General features: G+C 61.5%; 17 protein-coding genes and 1 tRNA gene. 10 read left to right on the top strand and 8 right to left on the bottom strand.

What is annotated here, in order from left to right; genetic code table 11:
• Nucleotides 1-20: 20 nt before the first annotated feature.
• The 4 genes from WMO64_RS10970 to WMO64_RS10985 form a co-directional block, all read right to left on the bottom strand.
• Nucleotides 21-962 (bottom strand): ABC transporter permease, encoded by a 942-nt coding sequence (locus WMO64_RS10970; protein WP_349231991.1) that lies wholly within the window; start codon nt 960-962, stop codon nt 21-23.
• Nucleotides 963-2,117 (bottom strand): ABC transporter permease, encoded by a 1,155-nt coding sequence (locus WMO64_RS10975; RefSeq protein ID WP_349231992.1) that lies wholly within the window; start codon nt 2,115-2,117, stop codon nt 963-965.
• Nucleotides 2,118-2,120: 3 nt separating this feature from the next.
• Nucleotides 2,121-3,626: an ABC transporter ATP-binding protein gene (locus WMO64_RS10980; RefSeq protein WP_349232006.1), complete on the bottom strand. Its 1,506-nt coding sequence runs from the start codon at nt 3,624-3,626 to the stop codon at nt 2,121-2,123.
• Nucleotides 3,627-3,866: 240 nt separating this feature from the next.
• Entirely contained in the window at nt 3,867-5,090 is a 1,224-nt protein-coding gene (locus WMO64_RS10985; RefSeq protein WP_349231993.1) for a BMP family lipoprotein, read from the bottom strand.
• A gap of 475 nt (nt 5,091-5,565) precedes the next feature.
• Here WMO64_RS10985 and infC point away from each other — a divergent pair, with 475 nt between their 5' ends.
• The 3 genes from infC (at nt 5,566) to rplT (ending at nt 6,834) form a co-directional block, all read left to right on the top strand.
• Nucleotides 5,566-6,129 carry a translation initiation factor IF-3 gene (gene infC / locus WMO64_RS10990; RefSeq protein ID WP_349231994.1) on the top strand — a complete coding sequence of 188 codons (564 nt, stop codon included), beginning with the start codon at nt 5,566-5,568 and terminating at the stop codon, nt 6,127-6,129.
• 54 nt (nt 6,130-6,183) lie between these two features.
• A complete protein-coding gene (rpmI, locus tag WMO64_RS10995; RefSeq protein WP_006574162.1) occupies nt 6,184-6,387 on the top strand; it encodes a 50S ribosomal protein L35 in 204 nt (67 codons plus the stop codon).
• A gap of 90 nt (nt 6,388-6,477) precedes the next feature.
• Entirely contained in the window at nt 6,478-6,834 is a 357-nt protein-coding gene (gene rplT, locus WMO64_RS11000) for a 50S ribosomal protein L20 (RefSeq protein WP_006574163.1), read from the top strand.
• A 109-nt stretch (nt 6,835-6,943) separates the two neighbouring features.
• On the opposite strand, the gene WMO64_RS11005 is transcribed toward rplT, so the two are convergent.
• From WMO64_RS11005 to WMO64_RS11015, 3 genes are all read right to left on the bottom strand, one after another.
• The gene (locus WMO64_RS11005; protein ID WP_349231995.1) at nt 6,944-9,460 is read right to left on the bottom strand and encodes an ATP-binding protein; all 2,517 of its coding nucleotides are present in this window, start codon (nt 9,458-9,460) and stop codon (nt 6,944-6,946) included.
• Nucleotides 9,461-9,509: 49 nt separating this feature from the next.
• A complete protein-coding gene (gene cls, locus WMO64_RS11010; RefSeq protein ID WP_294518120.1) occupies nt 9,510-11,051 on the bottom strand; it encodes a cardiolipin synthase in 1,542 nt (513 codons plus the stop codon).
• A gap of 136 nt (nt 11,052-11,187) precedes the next feature.
• Complete coding sequence (locus WMO64_RS11015) at nt 11,188-12,510, bottom strand: putative ABC transporter permease (RefSeq protein WP_349231996.1); 1,323 nt, start codon at nt 12,508-12,510, stop codon at nt 11,188-11,190.
• 180 nt (nt 12,511-12,690) lie between these two features.
• Between WMO64_RS11015 and WMO64_RS11020 the strand changes: the two genes are divergently transcribed.
• The 3 genes from WMO64_RS11020 (at nt 12,691) to WMO64_RS11030 (ending at nt 14,164) form a co-directional block, all read left to right on the top strand.
• A tRNA-Leu gene (locus tag WMO64_RS11020) sits at nt 12,691-12,777 on the top strand.
• 234 nt (nt 12,778-13,011) lie between these two features.
• Entirely contained in the window at nt 13,012-13,488 is a 477-nt protein-coding gene (locus WMO64_RS11025) for an NUDIX hydrolase (RefSeq protein WP_349231997.1), read from the top strand.
• 55 nt (nt 13,489-13,543) lie between these two features.
• Complete coding sequence (locus WMO64_RS11030) at nt 13,544-14,164, top strand: GNAT family N-acetyltransferase (RefSeq protein WP_349231998.1); 621 nt, start codon at nt 13,544-13,546, stop codon at nt 14,162-14,164.
• Between the two features lie 67 nt (nt 14,165-14,231).
• Here WMO64_RS11030 and WMO64_RS11035 read toward each other — a convergent pair whose 3' ends face one another.
• Entirely contained in the window at nt 14,232-14,567 is a 336-nt protein-coding gene (locus WMO64_RS11035; RefSeq protein WP_294518112.1) for a hypothetical protein, read from the bottom strand.
• Between the two features lie 210 nt (nt 14,568-14,777).
• Here WMO64_RS11035 and WMO64_RS11040 point away from each other — a divergent pair, with 210 nt between their 5' ends.
• The 4 genes from WMO64_RS11040 (at nt 14,778) to WMO64_RS11055 (ending at nt 17,981) form a co-directional block, all read left to right on the top strand.
• Complete coding sequence (locus tag WMO64_RS11040) at nt 14,778-15,149, top strand: BlaI/MecI/CopY family transcriptional regulator (protein ID WP_349231999.1); 372 nt, start codon at nt 14,778-14,780, stop codon at nt 15,147-15,149.
• Entirely contained in the window at nt 15,146-16,999 is a 1,854-nt protein-coding gene (locus WMO64_RS11045) for a M56 family metallopeptidase (RefSeq protein ID WP_349232000.1), read from the top strand. The genes WMO64_RS11040 and WMO64_RS11045 overlap by 4 nt, the downstream gene beginning before the upstream one ends.
• A 125-nt stretch (nt 17,000-17,124) precedes the next feature.
• Complete coding sequence (locus WMO64_RS11050) at nt 17,125-17,259, top strand: hypothetical protein (RefSeq protein WP_349232001.1); 135 nt, start codon at nt 17,125-17,127, stop codon at nt 17,257-17,259.
• Complete coding sequence (locus WMO64_RS11055) at nt 17,256-17,981, top strand: carboxypeptidase-like regulatory domain-containing protein (protein ID WP_349232002.1); 726 nt, start codon at nt 17,256-17,258, stop codon at nt 17,979-17,981. The genes WMO64_RS11050 and WMO64_RS11055 overlap by 4 nt, the downstream gene beginning before the upstream one ends.
• The last annotated feature ends 59 nt before the right edge of the window (nt 17,982-18,040 follow it).

Raw genomic sequence — 18,040 nt, forward strand, 5'->3', positions numbered from 1 at the left:
GAATCAGCTTGTGACAGGGGTCAGCGCTGTCCCTTGTCGTAGGGGATACCCTCGGCCTTGGGCGCCCGGGACTTGCCGGAGGTGAAGGCCAGGATGATCAGGGAGATGATATAGGGCAGCATGTTGTACACGCTGCTGGGCAGGTTGAGGGCAGCCAGGAAGTCGAAGCCGGTGTACACGTTGCCCAGGGCCCGGAACAGGCCGAACACCAGGGCGGCCAGGGCGATGCGGGTGGGCTTCCACTGACCGAAGATCATGACGGCCAGGGCCAGGAAGCCGAAGCCGGCCACGCCGTTCTCAAACTTCCACTCGCTGACGCCGGCGGTGATATAGACGATACCGCCCAGACCGCCCAGCACGCCGGAGATGAGCACGCCGGCATAGCGCATCTTGTACACATTGATGCCCACGGAGTCGGCCGCCTGGGGGTGCTCGCCGCAGGCGCACAGCCGCAGGCCGAAGCGGGTCTTGTACAGCGTCACATAGGCCAGCACCAGGGCGATGACGGCCAGGAGCATGAACCAGTTGAACTCAAAGCCGGCGATGTTGACGATAAAGGCCTTCTTGGGCTCGATATACTGGATGGTGGAGGAGACGTTGTTCACGTTCTCCGAGGTGTTCATGGCCTTGACGAACACGGTGGCGGCGGCGGTGCCCAGCAGGTTCATGGCGGTACCCACCAGGGTCTGGTCCGCCTTGAAGTTGATGGCGGCCACGGCCAGCAGCAGGGAGTACACCAGGCCCAGGGCCATGGCGGCCACGACCACCGCCAGGATGACCGCCGGCGCGGGAGTGCCGGCAGGCAGGAACTTCATCATCAGCGCGCCGCCCAGGGCGCCCATGACCATAATGCCCTCCAGGCCGATGTTGATGACACCGGAGTGCTCCGAGAAGCAGCCGCCCAGCGCCACCAGGATCAGGACGGAGGCAAAAATCAGCGTATACTGAATGAGCAGTACCATTTACTTGTCCCCTCCTTCCCCGTTCTCAGCGGCCTTGGCAGCCGCCAGGGCTTTGGCCTCCGCCTTGCGGTCGGCCCGGCGGTCCATGAAGCTCTTGAAGAACAGCACGAAGCCGCACAGGTAGATGATGAGGGCGGAGATAAAGTCGGCGATCTGGGCGGAGTACATGGTCTTGTCCACGTAGGCGCCGCCGTTGGTGATATGCTGGATGAAGTAGGAGGAGAAGATGGCGCCGATGGGGTTCAGGCCGCCCAGGAAGGCGGCGGCGATGCCGTTGAAGCCCATGGCGGGCACAGAGGAGGCGGTGGTCTGCCACTGCTCGAAGCCGGTGAGATAGAACATGCCCGCGCCCATGGCGGCCAGACCGCCGGCGATGACCATGGTGAGGATGATGTTCTGCTTCTCCTTCATGCCGCAGTACTTGGCGGCGTACTTGTTGAAGCCGGTGGCCTTCAGCTCATAGCCGAACTTGGTCTTCTCCAGCACCACCCACACCACGATGGAGATGATCACCACCAGGGGGATGGCGATGGTCACGTACTGGTTGTTGCTGAAGAACTTGCCCAGGCCCAGGCTGGGCAGGATGGCGCTCTTGTTGGTGCTGGCCAGGGTCAGGGTGTAGGGGCTGGCGGTCTCCTTCACGTTGCCCAGCAGCATGTTGACCGCGTAGAGGCTGATCCAGTTGAGCATGATGCAGGAGATGACCTCGTTGACGTTGCAGTAGGCCTTCAGGGCGCCGGAGATGCCGCCCAGGATGCAGCCGGCCAGGATGGCGGCGATGATGCACACATACCAGGGCATATTCAGGGCCAGGGCGCAGTAGAGGCTGGCGCCCGCGCCCACCACGTACTGTCCGGCGGCGCCGATGTTGAACAGGCCCACCTTATAGGCGAACAGGATGGACAGGGAGCACATGATGAGGGGCACGGTCTTGACCAGGGTGTTGCCCAGGTACTTCAGCTGTGCCGCGGCGCTGGGATAGTAGAGGAAGTTCTCCACAATGGTCTTGATGGCTTCCGTCGCGCCGGCGGGATTGATGATGAGCAGGACGATATAGCCCACCAGCAGTCCGATCAGGATGCACAGCAGCGAGGCCGCCAGAGATTGAAAGCCTTTGTTCTTCCAGATGGAACCGGACTTTTTTCCTTGCTTCATCCTTTATTTCCCCTCCCTCTTGGCGCCCGACATATACAGGCCCATTTCTTCCACCGTAGTGGTCTTGGGGTCCAGCTCGCCCACGACCTCGCCCTCGTACATGACCAGGATCCGGTCGCTCAGCGCCATGACCTCGTCCAGCTCCAGGCTGACCAGGAGGACGGCCTTGCCGGCGTCCCGCTGGGCCACGATCTGGCTGTGGATGTGCTCGATGGCGCCCACGTCCAGGCCGCGGGTGGGCTGGACGGCGATGAGCAGATCCGGGTTCTTGTCGATCTCACGGGCCACGATGGCCTTCTGCTGGTTGCCGCCGGACATGCTGCGGGCGAGGGTGATGGGGCCCTGTCCGGAGCGGACGTCGTACTCCTGAATGAGCCGCTCGGCATAGGCCCGGATGGCCTTCCGCTTCATGAAGCCGGCGTGGACGAACTCGGGCTCAAAGTACCGCTGGAGCACCATGTTGTCCTCCAGGGTGTAGTCCAGCACCAGGCCGTACTTGTGCCGGTCCTCGGGGATGTGGCTCATGCCGGAGACCGACCGCTTGCGGATGGGGGCGTTGGTAATGTCCTGGCCCTTGAAGGTGATGGTGCCCGACACAACAGGCTCGATACCGGTCAGGCCATACACCAGCTCGCTCTGGCCGTTGCCGTCGATGCCGGCGATACAGACGATCTCCCCGGCCCGGGCCTGGAAAGAAACGCCCTTCACGGCGTTGTTCTTGTGGACCTTGGAGGCCACGGTCAGGTCCTTCACATCCAGCACCACGTCGCCGGGCTTGGCGGGCTCCTTGTGGACCACAAAGTCCACGTCCCGGCCCACCATCATCTTGGACAGCTCTTCCTTGGTGGTGTAGGCCACGTCCACGGTGCCGATATACTTACCCTTGCGCAGGACGGTGCACCGGTCGGCCACAGCCATGATCTCGTTGAGCTTGTGGGTGATGAACAGGATGCTCTTGCCCTCGGCCCGCAGGCCGCGCATGATCTCCATCAGCTCGTCGATCTCCTGAGGGGTCAGAACGGCGGTGGGCTCGTCAAAGATCAGGATCTCGTTGTCCCGGTAGAGCATCTTCAGGATCTCGGTGCGCTGCTGCATGCCCACGGTGATGTCCTCCACCATGGCGTCCGGGTCCACCTTCAGCCCGTACTTCTCGCTGAGGGCCACCACCTTTTTCCGGGCCTCATCCTTCTTCAGGAAGGGACCCTTGGTGGGCTCCACGCCCAGGATGATGTTGTCCAGAACAGAGAACACCTCCACCAGCTTGAAGTGCTGGTGCACCATGCCGATACCCAGGTCGTTGGCGTCGTTGGGGTTCTTGATGGAGACCACCTGACCGTCCTTTTTGATGGTGCCCTCCTCCGGCTGATAGAGCCCGAAGAGCACGCTCATCAGAGTGGACTTACCCGCGCCGTTCTCGCCCAGAAGGGCGTGGATTTCTCCCTTTTTTAACTGAAGCGTAATGTTGTCGTTTGCGATAATGCCGGGAAACTTCTTGGTGATGTTCAGCATTTCGATAGCATATGCTTGTTCCAAGCCGACGACCTCCCCCTCATATAGTTCCGCGCCGGGCTTCTGCCGGAGGGCAAAGCCGCCTTGCGCTTAATTGACACTACCATTATACAATATCCAATGATTTCTTCCAAGGAAATTTGACGGATTTTCCAGAAAAATTCAAAGCCGCTTTGTGCACAGTGGCCTGCTTAAAAAAAGAGGGCGGGACCTGGCCCGCCCTCTTTCGGCATCTGTTCCTTACTTGATGTTCTCGTAGCTGTTGACGGTGATGGTGGTGGCATTGGCAGCGGGCTCCACGGACACGTCGTTGGAGACGGTGATCTCGCCGTCGAACATGGCCTTCACCAGGGCCTTGTAGTCGTCCTGGGTGAAGCCGTCGCTCCACTGAGTGGACTCCATGGGCAGCTGGACATAGTTGGCCTCGGGATCGTCGCCGGACACCAGACCCAGGGTCTCGATCTTGCCGCCGTAGTTGGCGAAGTTGCCGTTGACAACCTCATCCAGCAGGTGCTGGGTGGTGTTGGCCAGGCCCTTCATGGCGGAGGTGACGGTCATATCCTCGCCGTAGGCGGAGATGATGCCGGCCTGGTCCACATCCACGCCGATGACCTTGCCGCCGGCCTTGGCAGCAGCCTCGGCAGCGGAGGTGTAGATGCCGCCGCCGCAGGCGAACACGACCTGCACGCCCAGGGACTGATACCAGTTGTCCATGTAGGCGGTGATGTCGGCGTCGCCGAAGAACTGGTTGCCGTAGACATACTCCAGGGTCACGTCGGCGCCGGTCTCAGCGGCGGCGGCGTCAGCGCCCTGGATGTAGCCGTAGCCGTAGCGCTGGACAGCGGGCACGGCCATGCCGCCCAGGAAGCCCAGGTGGGTGTAGCCCAGCTTCACAGCGGCGTAGCCGGCCATGTAGCCGCACAGCTCTTCCTGGTACACGGCGCAGTACACATTGGAGGGAAGGGTGTAGCCCTCACCGTTGGGGTCCAGGTCGCCCTCGCCCACGTCCAGGGCGATGAAGGTGGTGTCGGGATACAGCTCAGCGGTCTCCTTGATGGCCTCGGCAAAGGCGTAGCCGGGCATCACGATGACGTTGTAGCCGTCGGCCACAGCGGCGTCGATCATGGCCACACGCTCGGGGGTGGAGTCGCCGACGGGCTTGTAGTACTCAAAGGGGATGCCGGCGGGATCGCAGTAGGCCTTGCAGGCCTCATAGGTGGTCTGGTTGAAGGACTGGTCAGTGATGTCGCCGTAGTCGGTGATCATGGCCACCTTGATGTCGGTAGCGGTGTTCTCCTCGCCGCCGGACTGGGTAGCGGGAGTCTGGCTGCCCTCAACAGGCTGACTGCCGGAGGGAGCGGGGCTGTTGGTGTCTCCGCCGGTCTCCTGGTTGCCGCAGGCGGCCAGAGCGAAGACCATTGCCAGGGACAGAATGAGAGCCAGGATCTTACGAGACTTCTTCAATGTGATCTACCTTCCTTTCAAGAAACAGATGGCCCAGTTCGGCAACAGACGTCTCTCCGTCCCTCACTGGGCTGGCAAGGCTATTATAACGCAGTCTTAAGCAAAGAGCAATCGTCATTTGACCGTTTAGTTCGAAATTTTTACAAGTTACCTTTCATATCCCGCCGCTGCCACGGGCATTTTGAACAAATAGTACAGCATTTCTCCTCTTTTGACCACATTTCCCCCGCATGCCCCCTCAAAACTTTTCTACATTCTCTATACAAATTTTTTACTTGACTGTGAGTATGATATGTGGTATAGTATCTCAGCACAATAAAGCAGGAACGGTACCTCCGTCCTCACCTCCAGCCCCAGGCAAAGAGGTCAACATGGTTCAGCGCGCGCCGCCTCCCAGGATGCGGCGGGTGTTGTTGTGTTGGACGCGGGTACCGGTTGGTAGCCGCTTTTTTTGCGGTTTCAGCCAGGTGCAGGCTTGGCTTGCTTAACGAATTGGAGGTGCTTTCCTATCAGCAAACAGGGTCATCAGCTCAACGAGGAGATTCGGGACAGAGAGGTCCGTCTGGTGGGCGCCGACGGCGCTCAGCTGGGCATCATGTCCGCCAGAGAGGCTCTGGAGAAGGCCATGGAGCAGGGCCTGGATCTGGTCAAGATCTCTCCCACCGCGGTTCCCCCGGTCTGCAAGCTCATGGACTACGGCAAGTTCAAGTTCGAGCAGCAGAAGCGGGAGAAGGAGGCGCGGAAGAACCAGCGCGTGGTGGAAATCAAGGAAGTGCGCATGTCTCCCGGCATCGACGTCAACGACTTCAATGTCAAAGTCCGCAATGCGCAGAAGTTCCTGGCCGACGGCGACCGGGTCAAGGTGACGGTCCGCTTCCGCGGCCGCGAAATGGCCCATACCGAGATCGGCAAGGATCTGCTGCTCAAGTTTGCCGAGCAGTGCGCCGACGTGGCCACGCTGGACAAGGACCCCAAGCTGGACGGACGGCACATGTCCATCTTCCTGTCCTCCAAGGTCGGTAAGGACGCCAAGAAGTAAAACCGCCGTCCCGGCGGCTGTCCCAGGTATTTAACAGTAAAGGAGATCACTAAAATGCCTAAGCTCAAAACCCACAGCGGCGCCAAGAAGCGCTTCAACCTCACCAAGAGCGGCAAGGTCAAGCGCGCCCACGCCTTCAAGTCCCACCTGCTCAACGGCCACGGCAAGGACACCAAGCGCAAGAGAGGCCTCCGCGCCGGCGCTTACGCGGACAAGACCAACGAGTCCGCCATCAAGCGCATGATTCCCTACAAATAAGAACCTTACCATCTCCTTCCCGGAGAGGAGGCTCGCTGAGAGCCGGAGGGGCCACCCCCTTTTACTCATAACATAGGAGGCTTTTTACAAATGGCTAGAGTTAAAGGCGCGATGATGACGCGCAAGAGAAGAAATAAGGTCCTCAAGCTGGCCAAGGGCTACTGGGGCGCCAAGAGCAAGCACTTCAAGATGGCCAAAGAGCAGGTCATGAAGTCCCTGAAGTACGCCTACACCGGCCGCCGGCTGAAGAAGCGCGACTTCCGTCAGCTGTGGATCACCCGCATCAGCGCCGCCTGCAAGATGAACGGCATGAACTACTCCACCTTCATGAACGGCCTGAAGAAGGCCGGCGTGGAGATCAACCGCAAGATGCTGGCCGAGCTGGCTGTCAACGACAAGGCCGCCTTCACCGCCCTCACCGAGATGGCGAAGGCTCAGCTGGGCTAAATCCAGATTTCAGCGCACACAGAGCGGGGCATGGCAGACGCCATGCCCCGCTTTTCCTGTCCTTTGGACAAAACCGGGCCGCCCTGCTGAGGGGCGGCCCGGTTTTCTTTTATTCGTGCTTCATACATTTCTCCAGCGCCTGGTAGAGCAGGGACACATCGATGGGCTTGGAGATGTGCCCGTTCATGCCCGCCTCGGTGGTCTTGGCGATGTCCTCGGCAAAGGCGTTGGCGGTGACGGCGATGATGGGCACCGTGGCCGCGTCCGGCTTGTCCAGCGCCCGGATGGCCCTGGCCGCCTGACAGCCGTCCATCTCCGGCATCTGCATGTCCATCAGGATGGCGTCGATGGAGTAGGGCGCCGCCGCCTGGAAGATGCGCACCGCCTCCGCGCCGTTGACCGCCTGGAGCACCTCCACGTCGTTCATGGAGAGGATCTCGGTGGCGATCTCCATATTCAGCTCGTTGTCCTCCGCCAGGAGAATCTTCCGCCCCGCCAGCTGGAAGGGGCTGCTCTGCTCCTCCTTCTTCTCCTGGGCGTCCTCCTCCCCGGAGACCGCCTCCAGCGGCAGGGTGACGGTGAACTTGCTCCCCTTCCCCAGGGTGCTCTCCACCGAGATCTCGCCGCTCATCTGCTGCACCAGGCTCTTGACGATGGGCATACCCAGACCGGTGCCCACGGTGACGGCGCTGGTGAAGCAGGTCTCCCGGGCGTAGGGGTCAAACAGATGCTCCAGGAAGCTCTTGGACATGCCGATGCCCGTGTCCTCCACCACGATCTGGTACTTGCTGTGCCGCTGGAAGTCGAACTGGCGCACCTCCAGCCGGATGTCCGCCCCCGGATTGCTGTACTTCAGGGAGTTGGAGAGGAGGTTGTTGAGGATCTGGCCGATCTTGAACTCGTCCCCCACCACCTCCTCGTTGTGGATGTCCAGCTCGACGGAGAAGTGCTTGCCCTGGTGCTCCGCCTGGGTCCGGAAGATCCCCGCCGACTCCTCCACGTACTGCTTCAGGTTGAAGCGCTTGTTGTTGAGGGCGTTCTTCCCCGCCTCCATCTTGGACAGCTCCAGGATGTCGTTGATGAGAGCCAGCAGCTGCTTGCCCGAGAACTCGATCTTCTGCATGTAGTCCCACATCTTGCAGCAGTCCCCCTGGCTGTTCTGAGCCAGCTGGGAGAAGCCGATGATGGCGTTGAGCGGGGTGCGCATGTCGTGGGACATGCTGCTGAAGAAATCCGACTTGGCCTTTGTGCTCTTCTTGGCCGCCTCCAGGGCCTCCTGGAGGATGATGGTGTGCTGGAGCTGCTGGCGCTTCTCGATGTCCACGTCCCGGAAGCAGAGAATCACCTCGTCGGGGGCCAGCTTCTCATCATAGAGGGTGCGGATGTTCACCCATTTATAGATCTCGCCGAAGCGGCGCCGGTAGTCGCCGCCGTAGTCGGCGATGTGCTCGCTCACCCGCTGGCGGATGCTTTCCAGCGAAAAGCTCAGCTCAAATTCCTGGTAGGTCCCCGACTCCACCACCTGCTTTACCGTGGCCAGCAGGAAGTCGTATCCTCCCGTCCGGGGCATCTGGGACTCCAGATCCCTGGACATCTTGATGGCCTCATAGGTCCCTTCGCGGAAGTTCACCCGGTAGACGGCGTAAAAGGAGTCGCTGAGAATCCGAATGGTGTTGCCCGCCTTTTTAATCCGCTTGTTCTGCTGCAAATCCCGGATCACCATGGCGGTCAGCACCGCAAAGAGCAGCACCGCCACCCCGGCCAGCAGATTCACCACCATGTTCCGGTCCCCCATCAGGATGGTCCTGATGGGGATGGTCATAATGACCGTCCAGCCGTTGCTCATGGTGGAGTAGTACACGCCCCGCTCCACGCCCTCCATATCTGTGATGGAGGTGTCGTATGCAAAGAGGGAGCCGTCCCTTATCCCCTCCATCAGATAATCGGCGTACATCTGCAGGGTCTTCTCATCCGTCTGCCACCTGGTCACCGTGTACAGCAGCGTGCCGTTGGTGTCGCACAGATAGTAGGAGCTGTTGCCGGGCAGGGTCTGGGTGGTGTTGTGGAGGCCCTGGCTGTGGATGTACACGTCCATGGCCAGCACGTCGCCGCTGCGTGCCAGCGCCTTGGAGATGGTGAACACCGGCTCGCCGGTGATGGCGTCCTGATACACGTCGCTGAACACCACCTCGCCCCCGGCCGCCAGCGCGTCCTGGTACCAATCCGTGGACCGGTAGTCGTAGGCGGCGTCCCCGTCCCACGGGTTGGCCGCCACGATCTCCCCGTCGATCACCGCGTAGGGGTCCACCATGTTCTCCCCCAGCATCACGGTCAGCTTGGAGAAATAGTCCTGGAGCCAGCTCTGGACCTCGCTGCCGTTGCCCGCGTCACTGTCAATCTCGTCCACGTACTGGGCGGCCAGGATGATGATCTGGCGGAAGCTGTCCAGATGCATCTCCTCCTCCACCGCGTAGCTCTTGGCCAGGGCCATGCCCAAATTCTGGGTGTTCTCCAGCAGCTTCACCCGGACCAGAAACACGCTGAACAGGAGCAGCACAGCCACCAGGACCAGCATGAGAATGCTCAGCGCTGTGTTGGACGAGACGGAAATCTTTTTCTCTTTCAAGGCAAAGTCCTCCCTGTGTATCCCGGAGCAGCTCCGGGGAGATGAGCCGTCACAGCAGCGGCGCGAACAGCCGCAGCAGGCACTGGCCCACCCGCAGCACGGCGGAGCGGCCCGAGCTGTACTGCCCGGTCACCTCCCGGCACTGGGGGAAGGTGTTCCGGAAATCCTCCTCCACCTGCTTCACCGCGGCGCAGCCGTGGAAGAGCACCGCGTTCTCAAAGTGCAGGTACAGGCTGCGGTAGTCCATGTTGATGGTGCCCACCACGGCGGTCTCCCCGTCGGCCACGCACTGCTTGGCGTGGATGAACCCGGGGGTGTACTCGTAGATGCGCACGCCGCTGCGGGCCAGCCCGGCGTAGTAGGACCGGGTGACGCTGTACACCAGCTTCTTGTCCGGGATGCCGGGGGTGATGATGCGCACGTCCACCCCCCGCCGGGCCGCCAGACCCAGGGCACGGTTCATCTCGTCGCTGATGATGAGGTAGGGCGTGGTGAACCACACCCGTTCCCTGGCCCCCTCGGCCATGCTCAGATACACGTTCTCCCCCACGAACTCCTGGTCCAGGGGGCTGTCGGCGTAGGGCTGGACAAAGCCGCCCTCCCTGCTCTGATAGGGCACCGGCGCCAGGTAGGCGCTCACGTCTCCGTCGGTGGGGCGGATGGCGTTCCACATCTCCAGGAACTGGGCCGTCAGACTGGTCACCGCGTCCCCCTCCAGCCGGATGCCGGTGTCCTTCCAGCGGCCGAAGGGGTGGGTCAGGTTGAAGTACTCGTCGGCCAGATTGTACCCGCCGGTGAACCCCACCGCGCCGTCGATGACCGTGATCTTCCGGTGGTCCCGGTTGTTCAGAAACACGTTGAACACCGGGATGACCGGATTGAACACCCGGCACTGCACCCCCACCTGCTCCATCCGGCGGATAAAGTCCCGGTTGATGAAGCCGATGCTGCCGATGTCGTCGTAGATAAAGCGGACCTCCACGCCCTGGGCCGCCTTGCGGGCCAGCACGTCCTTCAGCCGGCCGAAGGCCGCGCCCTCCTGTACCGCGTGGTACTCCATGAAGATGAACCGCTCCGCCCGCTCCAGGTCGCGGAGCTGGGCCTCCAGCCCGTCGGCGGCGTCGGCGTAAAAGTCCACGTCCGTGTTCCGGCACAGTGGGAAGCCCCCGTACCGCTGCAGGTAGCCGGCCAGATTGCCCGCCGGGCCCCCCTGGGCCTTCAGCTCCTCCACCACGTCCGGCCGGACGGGCACACCCTTGGCCAGGGTCTGGTGCACCGCTTCAAACCGCCGGGCCATCCGCCGGGTGGCGCCCGACCGGCCCATCAGCAGGTACAGGCACACCCCCAGCACCGGGAATGCCAGCAAAAGCAGCATCCACGGCATCTTGAAGGCCGCATTGGTGTGTTTTCCGTACAGCTTCAGCACGATCACCAGGGCCGCCAGACGGGTGACGGCACTGAGGATGGCCGAATACTCGTTGAGCCTGATGTAGAGCAGGACGATCCAAAGTACCTCCAGCAGGATGCACAGTCCCACAAATACCAGGCGGCCGATGCTGTTCTGCACGCTGGTCTTCTGTTCCGCTGTCATAGAACCCCTTCTCTCCCGCCCTTTTCCGGGTGTTACGGCACGATTATACCAAATCCCCGTCTTTTTGTTAAGTCCCGGCTTTCATGGAAACAGCCTGCGGCCCCCTGTTCAGGCGCCGCAGGCTGTTTTCTCTTATTTACTCCTCCACCAGAATGGCGTTGGGATAGACCTTTGCGATCCGCTCGTCGGGGTAGTGGCGGTCCAGGAAGTCGGAGAGGATGGTGGTGGGTGCGTCGGGCGCGGTCTGCCGCTGGTTGTACCGGGCCAGGGCCAGCGCCGACAGCGCCATGTTGCACACCATGAACACAATCAGCACCCAGGTGCCGATCCGGCCAATCTTGGGCGGAATGCGCTCGATCAGGCCGGAGAGCACGGGGTAGATGCCCTTGAGCCACACCACCGCCGCAATGCCCCAGAAGAAGCAGTAGAGCAGGTTGATACGTCCCCCCAGGTTGAAGGGGAGGTGGCTGTAATCCCAGAACACGGTGCCGAACGCCAACTCGGTGAACACGCTGCACGCATACTCGTAGGCGCCGCCCAGGATGGTGCCCGCCAGGAAGATGTACCGGTCGCTGCGGTCCTTGTACTTGTAGAGCACGGCGGTGAACATCACCGCCCCCAGGCCCCACACCACGCTGAAGGCGCCGTAGATCAGACTGCTCCGGCTCATCCACACCCCCGCCGTCACCCGGCAGAACAGCGTCTCGATGATATCCCCCAGAAAGGCGGCGATGACAAAGAGCCACACCAGCTTGTGGAAGCAGCAGCCCTCGGCAAAGACGCCGCGCTTTTCTTCCCGCTCTGTCTGGGCCTCCAGCAGCTTTTCCGCCTCCAGCTCGTGGGCCCGGAGGACCCGGCGCTGGACCCGGCGGGTGATAGCGTTGCCGAACACGTCGGACAGGTCCCGGAAGTTCTCCGACAGCCGGGCCAGGCGCCGCAGCCGGAAGCGGAGCTGGAGCACCGACACCAGGGACACCACAAAGTCCACCGCCACCACGCCCCAGCACACCAGCAGGGCGATCAGCCCGGCCAGTCTGGGGATACGGTCCAGCACCCCGGCCAGCAGGGGGTCCAGGAACCAGATGGACGCCAGGGCCAGCAGGCCCCACACCAGCAGCAGCGGGAAGAAGATGTAGCCCTCGAACTGGAACCGGTGCCTGGTATAGTCCCACCAGCGGCGGTGGAAGATGCGCTCCAGCAGGAACCCGGTGACAAAGGTGACGGCTGCGGCGATGACCGCGCCGCCCACCACCAGAAAGACCGGGTGATCCGCCAGCTCAGGCAGGAAGATGGCGAAGAGCACCGCGCCGAAGCCGTAGGACGGTTTGAGCGGCAGGTTGAGAAAGCCGCTGTTGACAAAGATGTGCCGCCGCACCGCGGCCGCCGCCACGCTGACGCACCATCCTGCCAGGGAGTAGACCAGGAAAAACCAGGCCAACTGATAGAGCGTATAATACATAACGTCTCTCCTTTCGGAGGCGCTGAGCCCTTCGCGCCCTCACGGGCTATTCTGCCATACTTTTTCCCCCATTGCAACCCGCGTTTATGGCCCTGCGCAAACTTCTCCTTGAAATGGCGCGCGGTTTCCTGTATAATATACCGTAACGCAGCCGGAGGCCATGATCCTCCCCCTTAATATGCCGGTGTGATGAAATTGGTAGACGTAGCGGATTCAAAATCCGCCGGTGGCGACACCGTGTGGGTTCGAGCCCCACCACCGGTACCACGTCGGAGCAAGCTCTGTATCGCTTGCTCCGATTTTTTTCAAAAGTCAGAGCGCGCTCACGCCGCTGCTCCTCCTTTCCAAAGCGAACCCGCTTCGCCGGGCTTCGATTTGGCATTGGGTGCAAACCTGAAAGCTGCGGCATCTATACTGTTGCGATGTTCCATGTCGGGGCAAAGTCCGGCTTTGCTCCGGCGTTTTTTATTCTCCCGGCAAAATTGACTGCGAGGTGGAGATATGGATATTTCATTTGAATCCGGGAATGAAAAATTCAATTACAGAGTATGTGCCATCATTCTGAATGACGGCAAGATTTTGGCCATGCACGATGAACGCTCCCCCTATTTCTATCTGCCCGGCGGACGTGTCAAACTGGGTGAAACGGCAGAAGATGCCGTCACCAGAGAAATAGAAGAAGAATTAAATATTACAGCCAAGATTGTCCGTCCTCTTTGGTTCAATCAGGGCTTTTTCAAAGAGGATGTTGATGGCCTGCACTACCATGAGGTCTGTATTTATTTTCTGATGGACATTTCACATACTGACCTGCTTGATAAAGGCGACAGGTTTTTTATACGGGAAGGAAGTCACCAGCATACTTTTGAGTGGCTGAAATACGAACAATTACAGCACGAATATTTTTATCCGCTCTTTTTGAAAAAGGACATCTTTGATTTGCCCCAGACGTTCACAATTCGCACCGAATATGAATGACCTCCCATCATCTTCAGAGAAATATGGACCATTTTAATTGCTGCGAGGCGTAAATATGATTACAGAAAGCCAATACCTTGCCAATCCGTGCAGAGCGGCGTCCCTCCCCTACTGGAAGGCAAAAAGCATGGTTCTGCCGGAGGGAATCCTCATCATACATGACGATGATTTCCGTCCGCCGGAGTTTGCGCAGTACACGGACGAGCCGTATTTTCGCCTGTTCCACAGTCTGAAGCACCTGTCCCCTCCCCAGCTGCCGGAGGGGTTCCGCTTATGTGATATTACCTTGCGGGAATATGCGGACCATATCAACAGCTGCTATGATGATATCGGTGTTTCAGAGTCTGAACTGTATCGCTCCACCACGCGGCCGGTGTATGACGCCGGACTGTGGATCGCTGTGAAGGAGGAGCGGACCGGCGCAATTGCCGCGACCGGCATTGGAGAACTGGACCGTGAAATCGGCGAGGGGATCCTGGAGTGGATCCAGGTATCTCAGGCGTATCGCGGGCGCGGGCTGGGCCGTTCCCTCGTCTCCGAACTGCTGTGGCGGATGCGCGGCTCGGCCAGCTTTGCCACGGTATCCGGTCAATGCGGCAATCCGACGAATCCGGAGCGGCTCTACCGGAAGTGCGGATTCGCCGGCAGCGATATATGGCATGTACTGAGGAGATAAGCCGCTCACCGCTCCAAAACAGCGCAAAACCGGGGGACACGTCGATGTGTCCCCCGGTTTTTTATCCTTACTGCTTCACCAGCTTGGTGGCCACGGGCGTGGCGTTCTCGTCGCCCAGCACGCCGGTGTAGGTCACCTCCACCTTGTCGCCCTCGGCGAAGGTGCTGGCGTCCAGGCCCTTGTCAAAGTCAAAGATCTGATAGTCGCCGTTGTCCAGCAGCAGCACCAGATAGTCGTCCATCCGATTGATGGTGCCGGTGATGGTGGAGGTCTTGATCTCCATCATACCGCTCTCGCTGGGCGCGGGAGAGGCGGACTGCTTGCCGGGGAGGCCCAGCTTGGAACAGGAGGCCAGGGAGAGCACCAGAGCGGCGCCCAGGATCACGGTAGCGATTCGTTTCATATCAGACATTCCTTTCAATTCAATCAATTTCATCGTCCCACTGCCCGGGGACCAGTGCTCCCACATTATAGCCCGGGATTATGTAAAATCAATATAGCCCGTCTTACCATTTGTTAAGGTTGCCTTCATGTTTCGAAAAACAGTTGACATCTACGTCTACACCATGTAGACTATATTTGACTACAAGAAGTAGACAGAGGAGGTGTTCCCATGAAGGAGTATCAGCTGGGTGCGGTGGAGTCCCGCTTTGCCGACCTGATCTGGGCGGGCGCGCCCATCACCACCGGGGAGCTGGTGCGGCAGGCCGAGCAGGCCCTGGGCTGGAAGCGCACTACCACCTACACCGTGCTCAAGCGGCTGTGTGAACGGGGGCTTTTCCAGACCCGGGACAGCGTGGTCACCGCTCTCATCTCCCGGGAGGAGTTCTACGCCATGAAGAGCCGCCGCTTTGTGGAGGAGAGCTTTGACGGCTCCCTGCCCGCCTTCCTGGCGGCCTTTACCGCCCGGAAAAAGCTCTCCCCCCAGGAGATCGACCAGATCCGCCGCATGATCGACGCCTGCGGAGAGGAGGAGAACTCATGAGTACCCTGTTCTGGAAGCTGCTGAACATGAGCATTTCCGCCGGATGGCTGATTCTGGCGGTGATGGTCCTGCGGCTGGTGCTGCGCAAGGCGCCCAGGGGCCTCCGGTGCGCCCTGTGGGGCATTGTAGCCCTGCGGCTGGTCCTCCCCTTCTCCCTGGAGAGCCCGGTCAGCCTGATTCCCAACGGTGAGACTGTGTCCGCCTCTGTGCTCAGCGGCGGAGCGCTCCAGGTCAGCACCGGGGTGGACCTTCTGGACAGGCCGGTCAGCAATTATCTGGAGCCCTCGTCCGCCGTGACGGCCGCTGCCGGAGGCGGCATCCACTGGATGGAGCTGCTGAGCTGGCTCTGGCTGGCGGGCATGGCCGCCCTGCTGGCATACGGCTTGGTCAGCTGGCTGGCGCTGCGGCGCAGGGTGGCGGAGGCTGTCCCCCTCCGGGACGGGCTGTGGCTGTGCGACCGCATCCCCACCCCCTTTATCCTGGGCCTGTTCCGCCCCCGGATCTATTTGCCCTCCCATATGGCGGAGGAGGACATCCCCTGCGTGGAGGCCCACGAGCGGGCCCACCTGGCCCGCCGGGACCACTGGTGGAAGCCTCTGGGTTTCCTGCTGCTGGCGGTCTACTGGTTCAACCCTCTGGTGTGGGCGGGCTACCTGCTCTTCTGCCGGGACCTGGAGCTCGCCTGTGACGAGCATGTGGTGGCCGGCTGGGACGCCCAGGCCCGACAGGCCTACGCCCGGGCCCTGCTCTCGTGCAGCGTGTCCCGCCCTGCCCTCTCCGCCTGCCCCCTGGCTTTCGGCGAAGTGGGCGTGAAGGAGCGGGTCAAGGCCGTGTTCCGCTGCAAAAAGCCCGCCCTGTGGGCCCTTCTGGCCGCCGCAGGACTGTGCGTGGCGGTGGCGGTCTGCTTCCTCACCGACCCGGAGCAGCTCACCCTGGACAACATCACGTCGGAGCGGGGCTATGCCATCACCAGCCAGACCCCTTACGTTCTCACCCTGTCGGTGCCCAAGGGCACCCTGACTGAGGACTGCTACACCGGAGAAGGGCAGGTTTTCAGGGAAAATGAAGTCCCCGCCTTCCAGAGCGACACCACCACCATCTACCTGGAGCAGGTCATGCCCTCCAACGAGGGGGACGAATATCTCGTCTTTATGTTCAACTGCTCCTATCAGCTGCCCGAGTCGGGCACCATCCCGCTGCCCTATCAGAAGTCAAAGGACGGCTACCGGCTCTTTGCCTATCATGCCAGTGAGACGCTGACCGACGACAGCCCCCTCTACCCCGACGCAGTTTCCCTGCGCGGCATCGGGCCTGGGACACAGTTTGACTTCTATGTCCGGACTGATGCGTGCAGGGCAGCCAGCGGCACACTGGAGATGCAGCTGGGCTGCAATGCCCTGACCTATGTCCGGCTGAAGCCGGGCCAGTCGTCGCCCTCCGGCGTGCAGGAAAAGCAGACGGTCGCCGATGTCGACGATGTAAATGACGCAATTGCCGAGCTGCTGGCCGAGATTGCCTCCTCTCCACAGGAGGCCTCCAGCACGTTGGCCTATATCTCCGCACACCCCGAGGCTTATCAGCAGCTGCTGGACTACGGGGACCACACCCTGCGGTACTGCTTCGCCCAGTTCCTGGACGGCGGTCAGACCGGCCTGGAGGGGGCACTCATGTGGGATCTCATCTGCCAGCTGGCCCCCGAGGCGGAGCAGGTTTCCCTCACCGGCTCGGGGCAGGACTGCTTTGACGCCTGGCTGACCTCCGCCCGGGCGGACATGGCGGAGCGTGGGGCCGGATGGATGGAAAGCCACGCGCCCGCCGCCCTCCTGCTGCTCCAGACTGCCGGCGGGTAGGGCCGGTCGATTTTGCTCTCCTTCTGTCACCCCGGCCCCGGCGGCGGCATAGACTGCCTCAGAGCCCGGCGCCAGCAGCCCGGGCTCCCGCAGACCATGCGGCACTTTCAGGAGGTAATCGCGCTATGGCCGACACCCAGCAGGACCTTTTGGCCCTTCAGTACAGCCCCAGCTTCACCCTTCAGGGCCTTCAGGAGGAGAACGTCAACCTGACCCTCCCCCTGCTCCCAGCACTTTTGCTACCATCACCGGCACCGTGACCGACGGTACCGCCCCCATTGCCGACGCCACCGTCAAGCTCTTTGACAGCGCCGGCCTGCCCTATCAGCACACCATGACCGCCGCCGACGGCACCTATACCCTCAACGGCATCCCCGCCGGCACTTACAGCGTGGCGGCGGTCAAGGACGGCTACCGGATGAGCACCGCCGTGGGCGTCACGGTGACCGTCGGCAGCACCACCGATATTCCCCTCACCTGCACGGCAGACGCCACTCTGGCCCTGGGGGCCATCGCAGGCACCCTGACTGTGTTTGGCACAACCGGCACCCCGCTGGCAGGGGCCAAAGTCACCCTGACCAACGCCGCGCTGGAGACCGTGGCCACCACCTATACCGCCGCCGACGGCGAGTTCCTGTTCTACGACGTGGCTGACGGCGTATACACCCTGCGGGCCTCCGCCCTGGGCTATCTCACTACCGCCCCCATGACCGTCACCATCCTGGGCGGCTCCACCGTCAACCTGACCATGACCACCCAGGTGGACAGCCGCACCTACAACGGCACGGTCAGCGGCATCATCACCGACCAGAACGGCGCGGCGGTGGCGGGCTGCTTCGTGGGCCTCTACCAGGTGACCACAGTGGGCGACGTCACCAGTGAACAGCTCATCGCCGCCACCAAGACCAACACCGAGGGAAAGTACCTGTTCGGCGGCGTCACGGACGGCCAGTATCTGGTCAAGGCAAAGGTAAGCCAGTAACCTGTCCCTCGCCCCTGGTCCACGGTCCGGTCTTCCGCCTGTCCTGCGGCGGGGAGGCG

The sequence above is a fragment of the Pseudoflavonifractor intestinihominis genome, from assembly GCF_040096055.1.
GTDB classification, from domain to species: domain Bacteria; phylum Bacillota; class Clostridia; order Oscillospirales; family Oscillospiraceae; genus Pseudoflavonifractor; species Pseudoflavonifractor intestinihominis.

Bases quoted from the DNA above. Each gene is read 5' to 3' on its own strand.
- WMO64_RS10970 (WP_349231991.1), bottom strand. From the start codon at position 962: ATGGTACTGCTCATTCAGTATACGCTGATTTTTGCCTCCGTCCTGATC.
- WMO64_RS10975 (WP_349231992.1), bottom strand. From the start codon at position 2,117: ATGAAGCAAGGAAAAAAGTCCGGTTCCATCTGGAAGAACAAAGGCTTT.
- WMO64_RS10980 (WP_349232006.1), bottom strand. From the start codon at position 3,626: ATGCTGAACATCACCAAGAAGTTTCCCGGCATTATCGCAAACGACAAC.
- rpmI (WP_006574162.1), top strand. From the start codon at position 6,184: ATGCCTAAGCTCAAAACCCACAGCGGCGCCAAGAAGCGCTTCAACCTC.
- rplT (WP_006574163.1), top strand. From the start codon at position 6,478: ATGGCTAGAGTTAAAGGCGCGATGATGACGCGCAAGAGAAGAAATAAG.
- cls (WP_294518120.1), bottom strand. From the start codon at position 11,051: ATGACAGCGGAACAGAAGACCAGCGTGCAGAACAGCATCGGCCGCCTG.
- WMO64_RS11015 (WP_349231996.1), bottom strand. From the start codon at position 12,510: ATGTATTATACGCTCTATCAGTTGGCCTGGTTTTTCCTGGTCTACTCC.
- WMO64_RS11025 (WP_349231997.1), top strand. From the start codon at position 13,012: ATGGATATTTCATTTGAATCCGGGAATGAAAAATTCAATTACAGAGTA.
- WMO64_RS11030 (WP_349231998.1), top strand. From the start codon at position 13,544: ATGATTACAGAAAGCCAATACCTTGCCAATCCGTGCAGAGCGGCGTCC.
- WMO64_RS11035 (WP_294518112.1), bottom strand. From the start codon at position 14,567: ATGAAACGAATCGCTACCGTGATCCTGGGCGCCGCTCTGGTGCTCTCC.
- WMO64_RS11040 (WP_349231999.1), top strand. From the start codon at position 14,778: ATGAAGGAGTATCAGCTGGGTGCGGTGGAGTCCCGCTTTGCCGACCTG.
- WMO64_RS11045 (WP_349232000.1), top strand. From the start codon at position 15,146: ATGAGTACCCTGTTCTGGAAGCTGCTGAACATGAGCATTTCCGCCGGA.
- WMO64_RS11050 (WP_349232001.1), top strand. From the start codon at position 17,125: ATGGCCGACACCCAGCAGGACCTTTTGGCCCTTCAGTACAGCCCCAGC.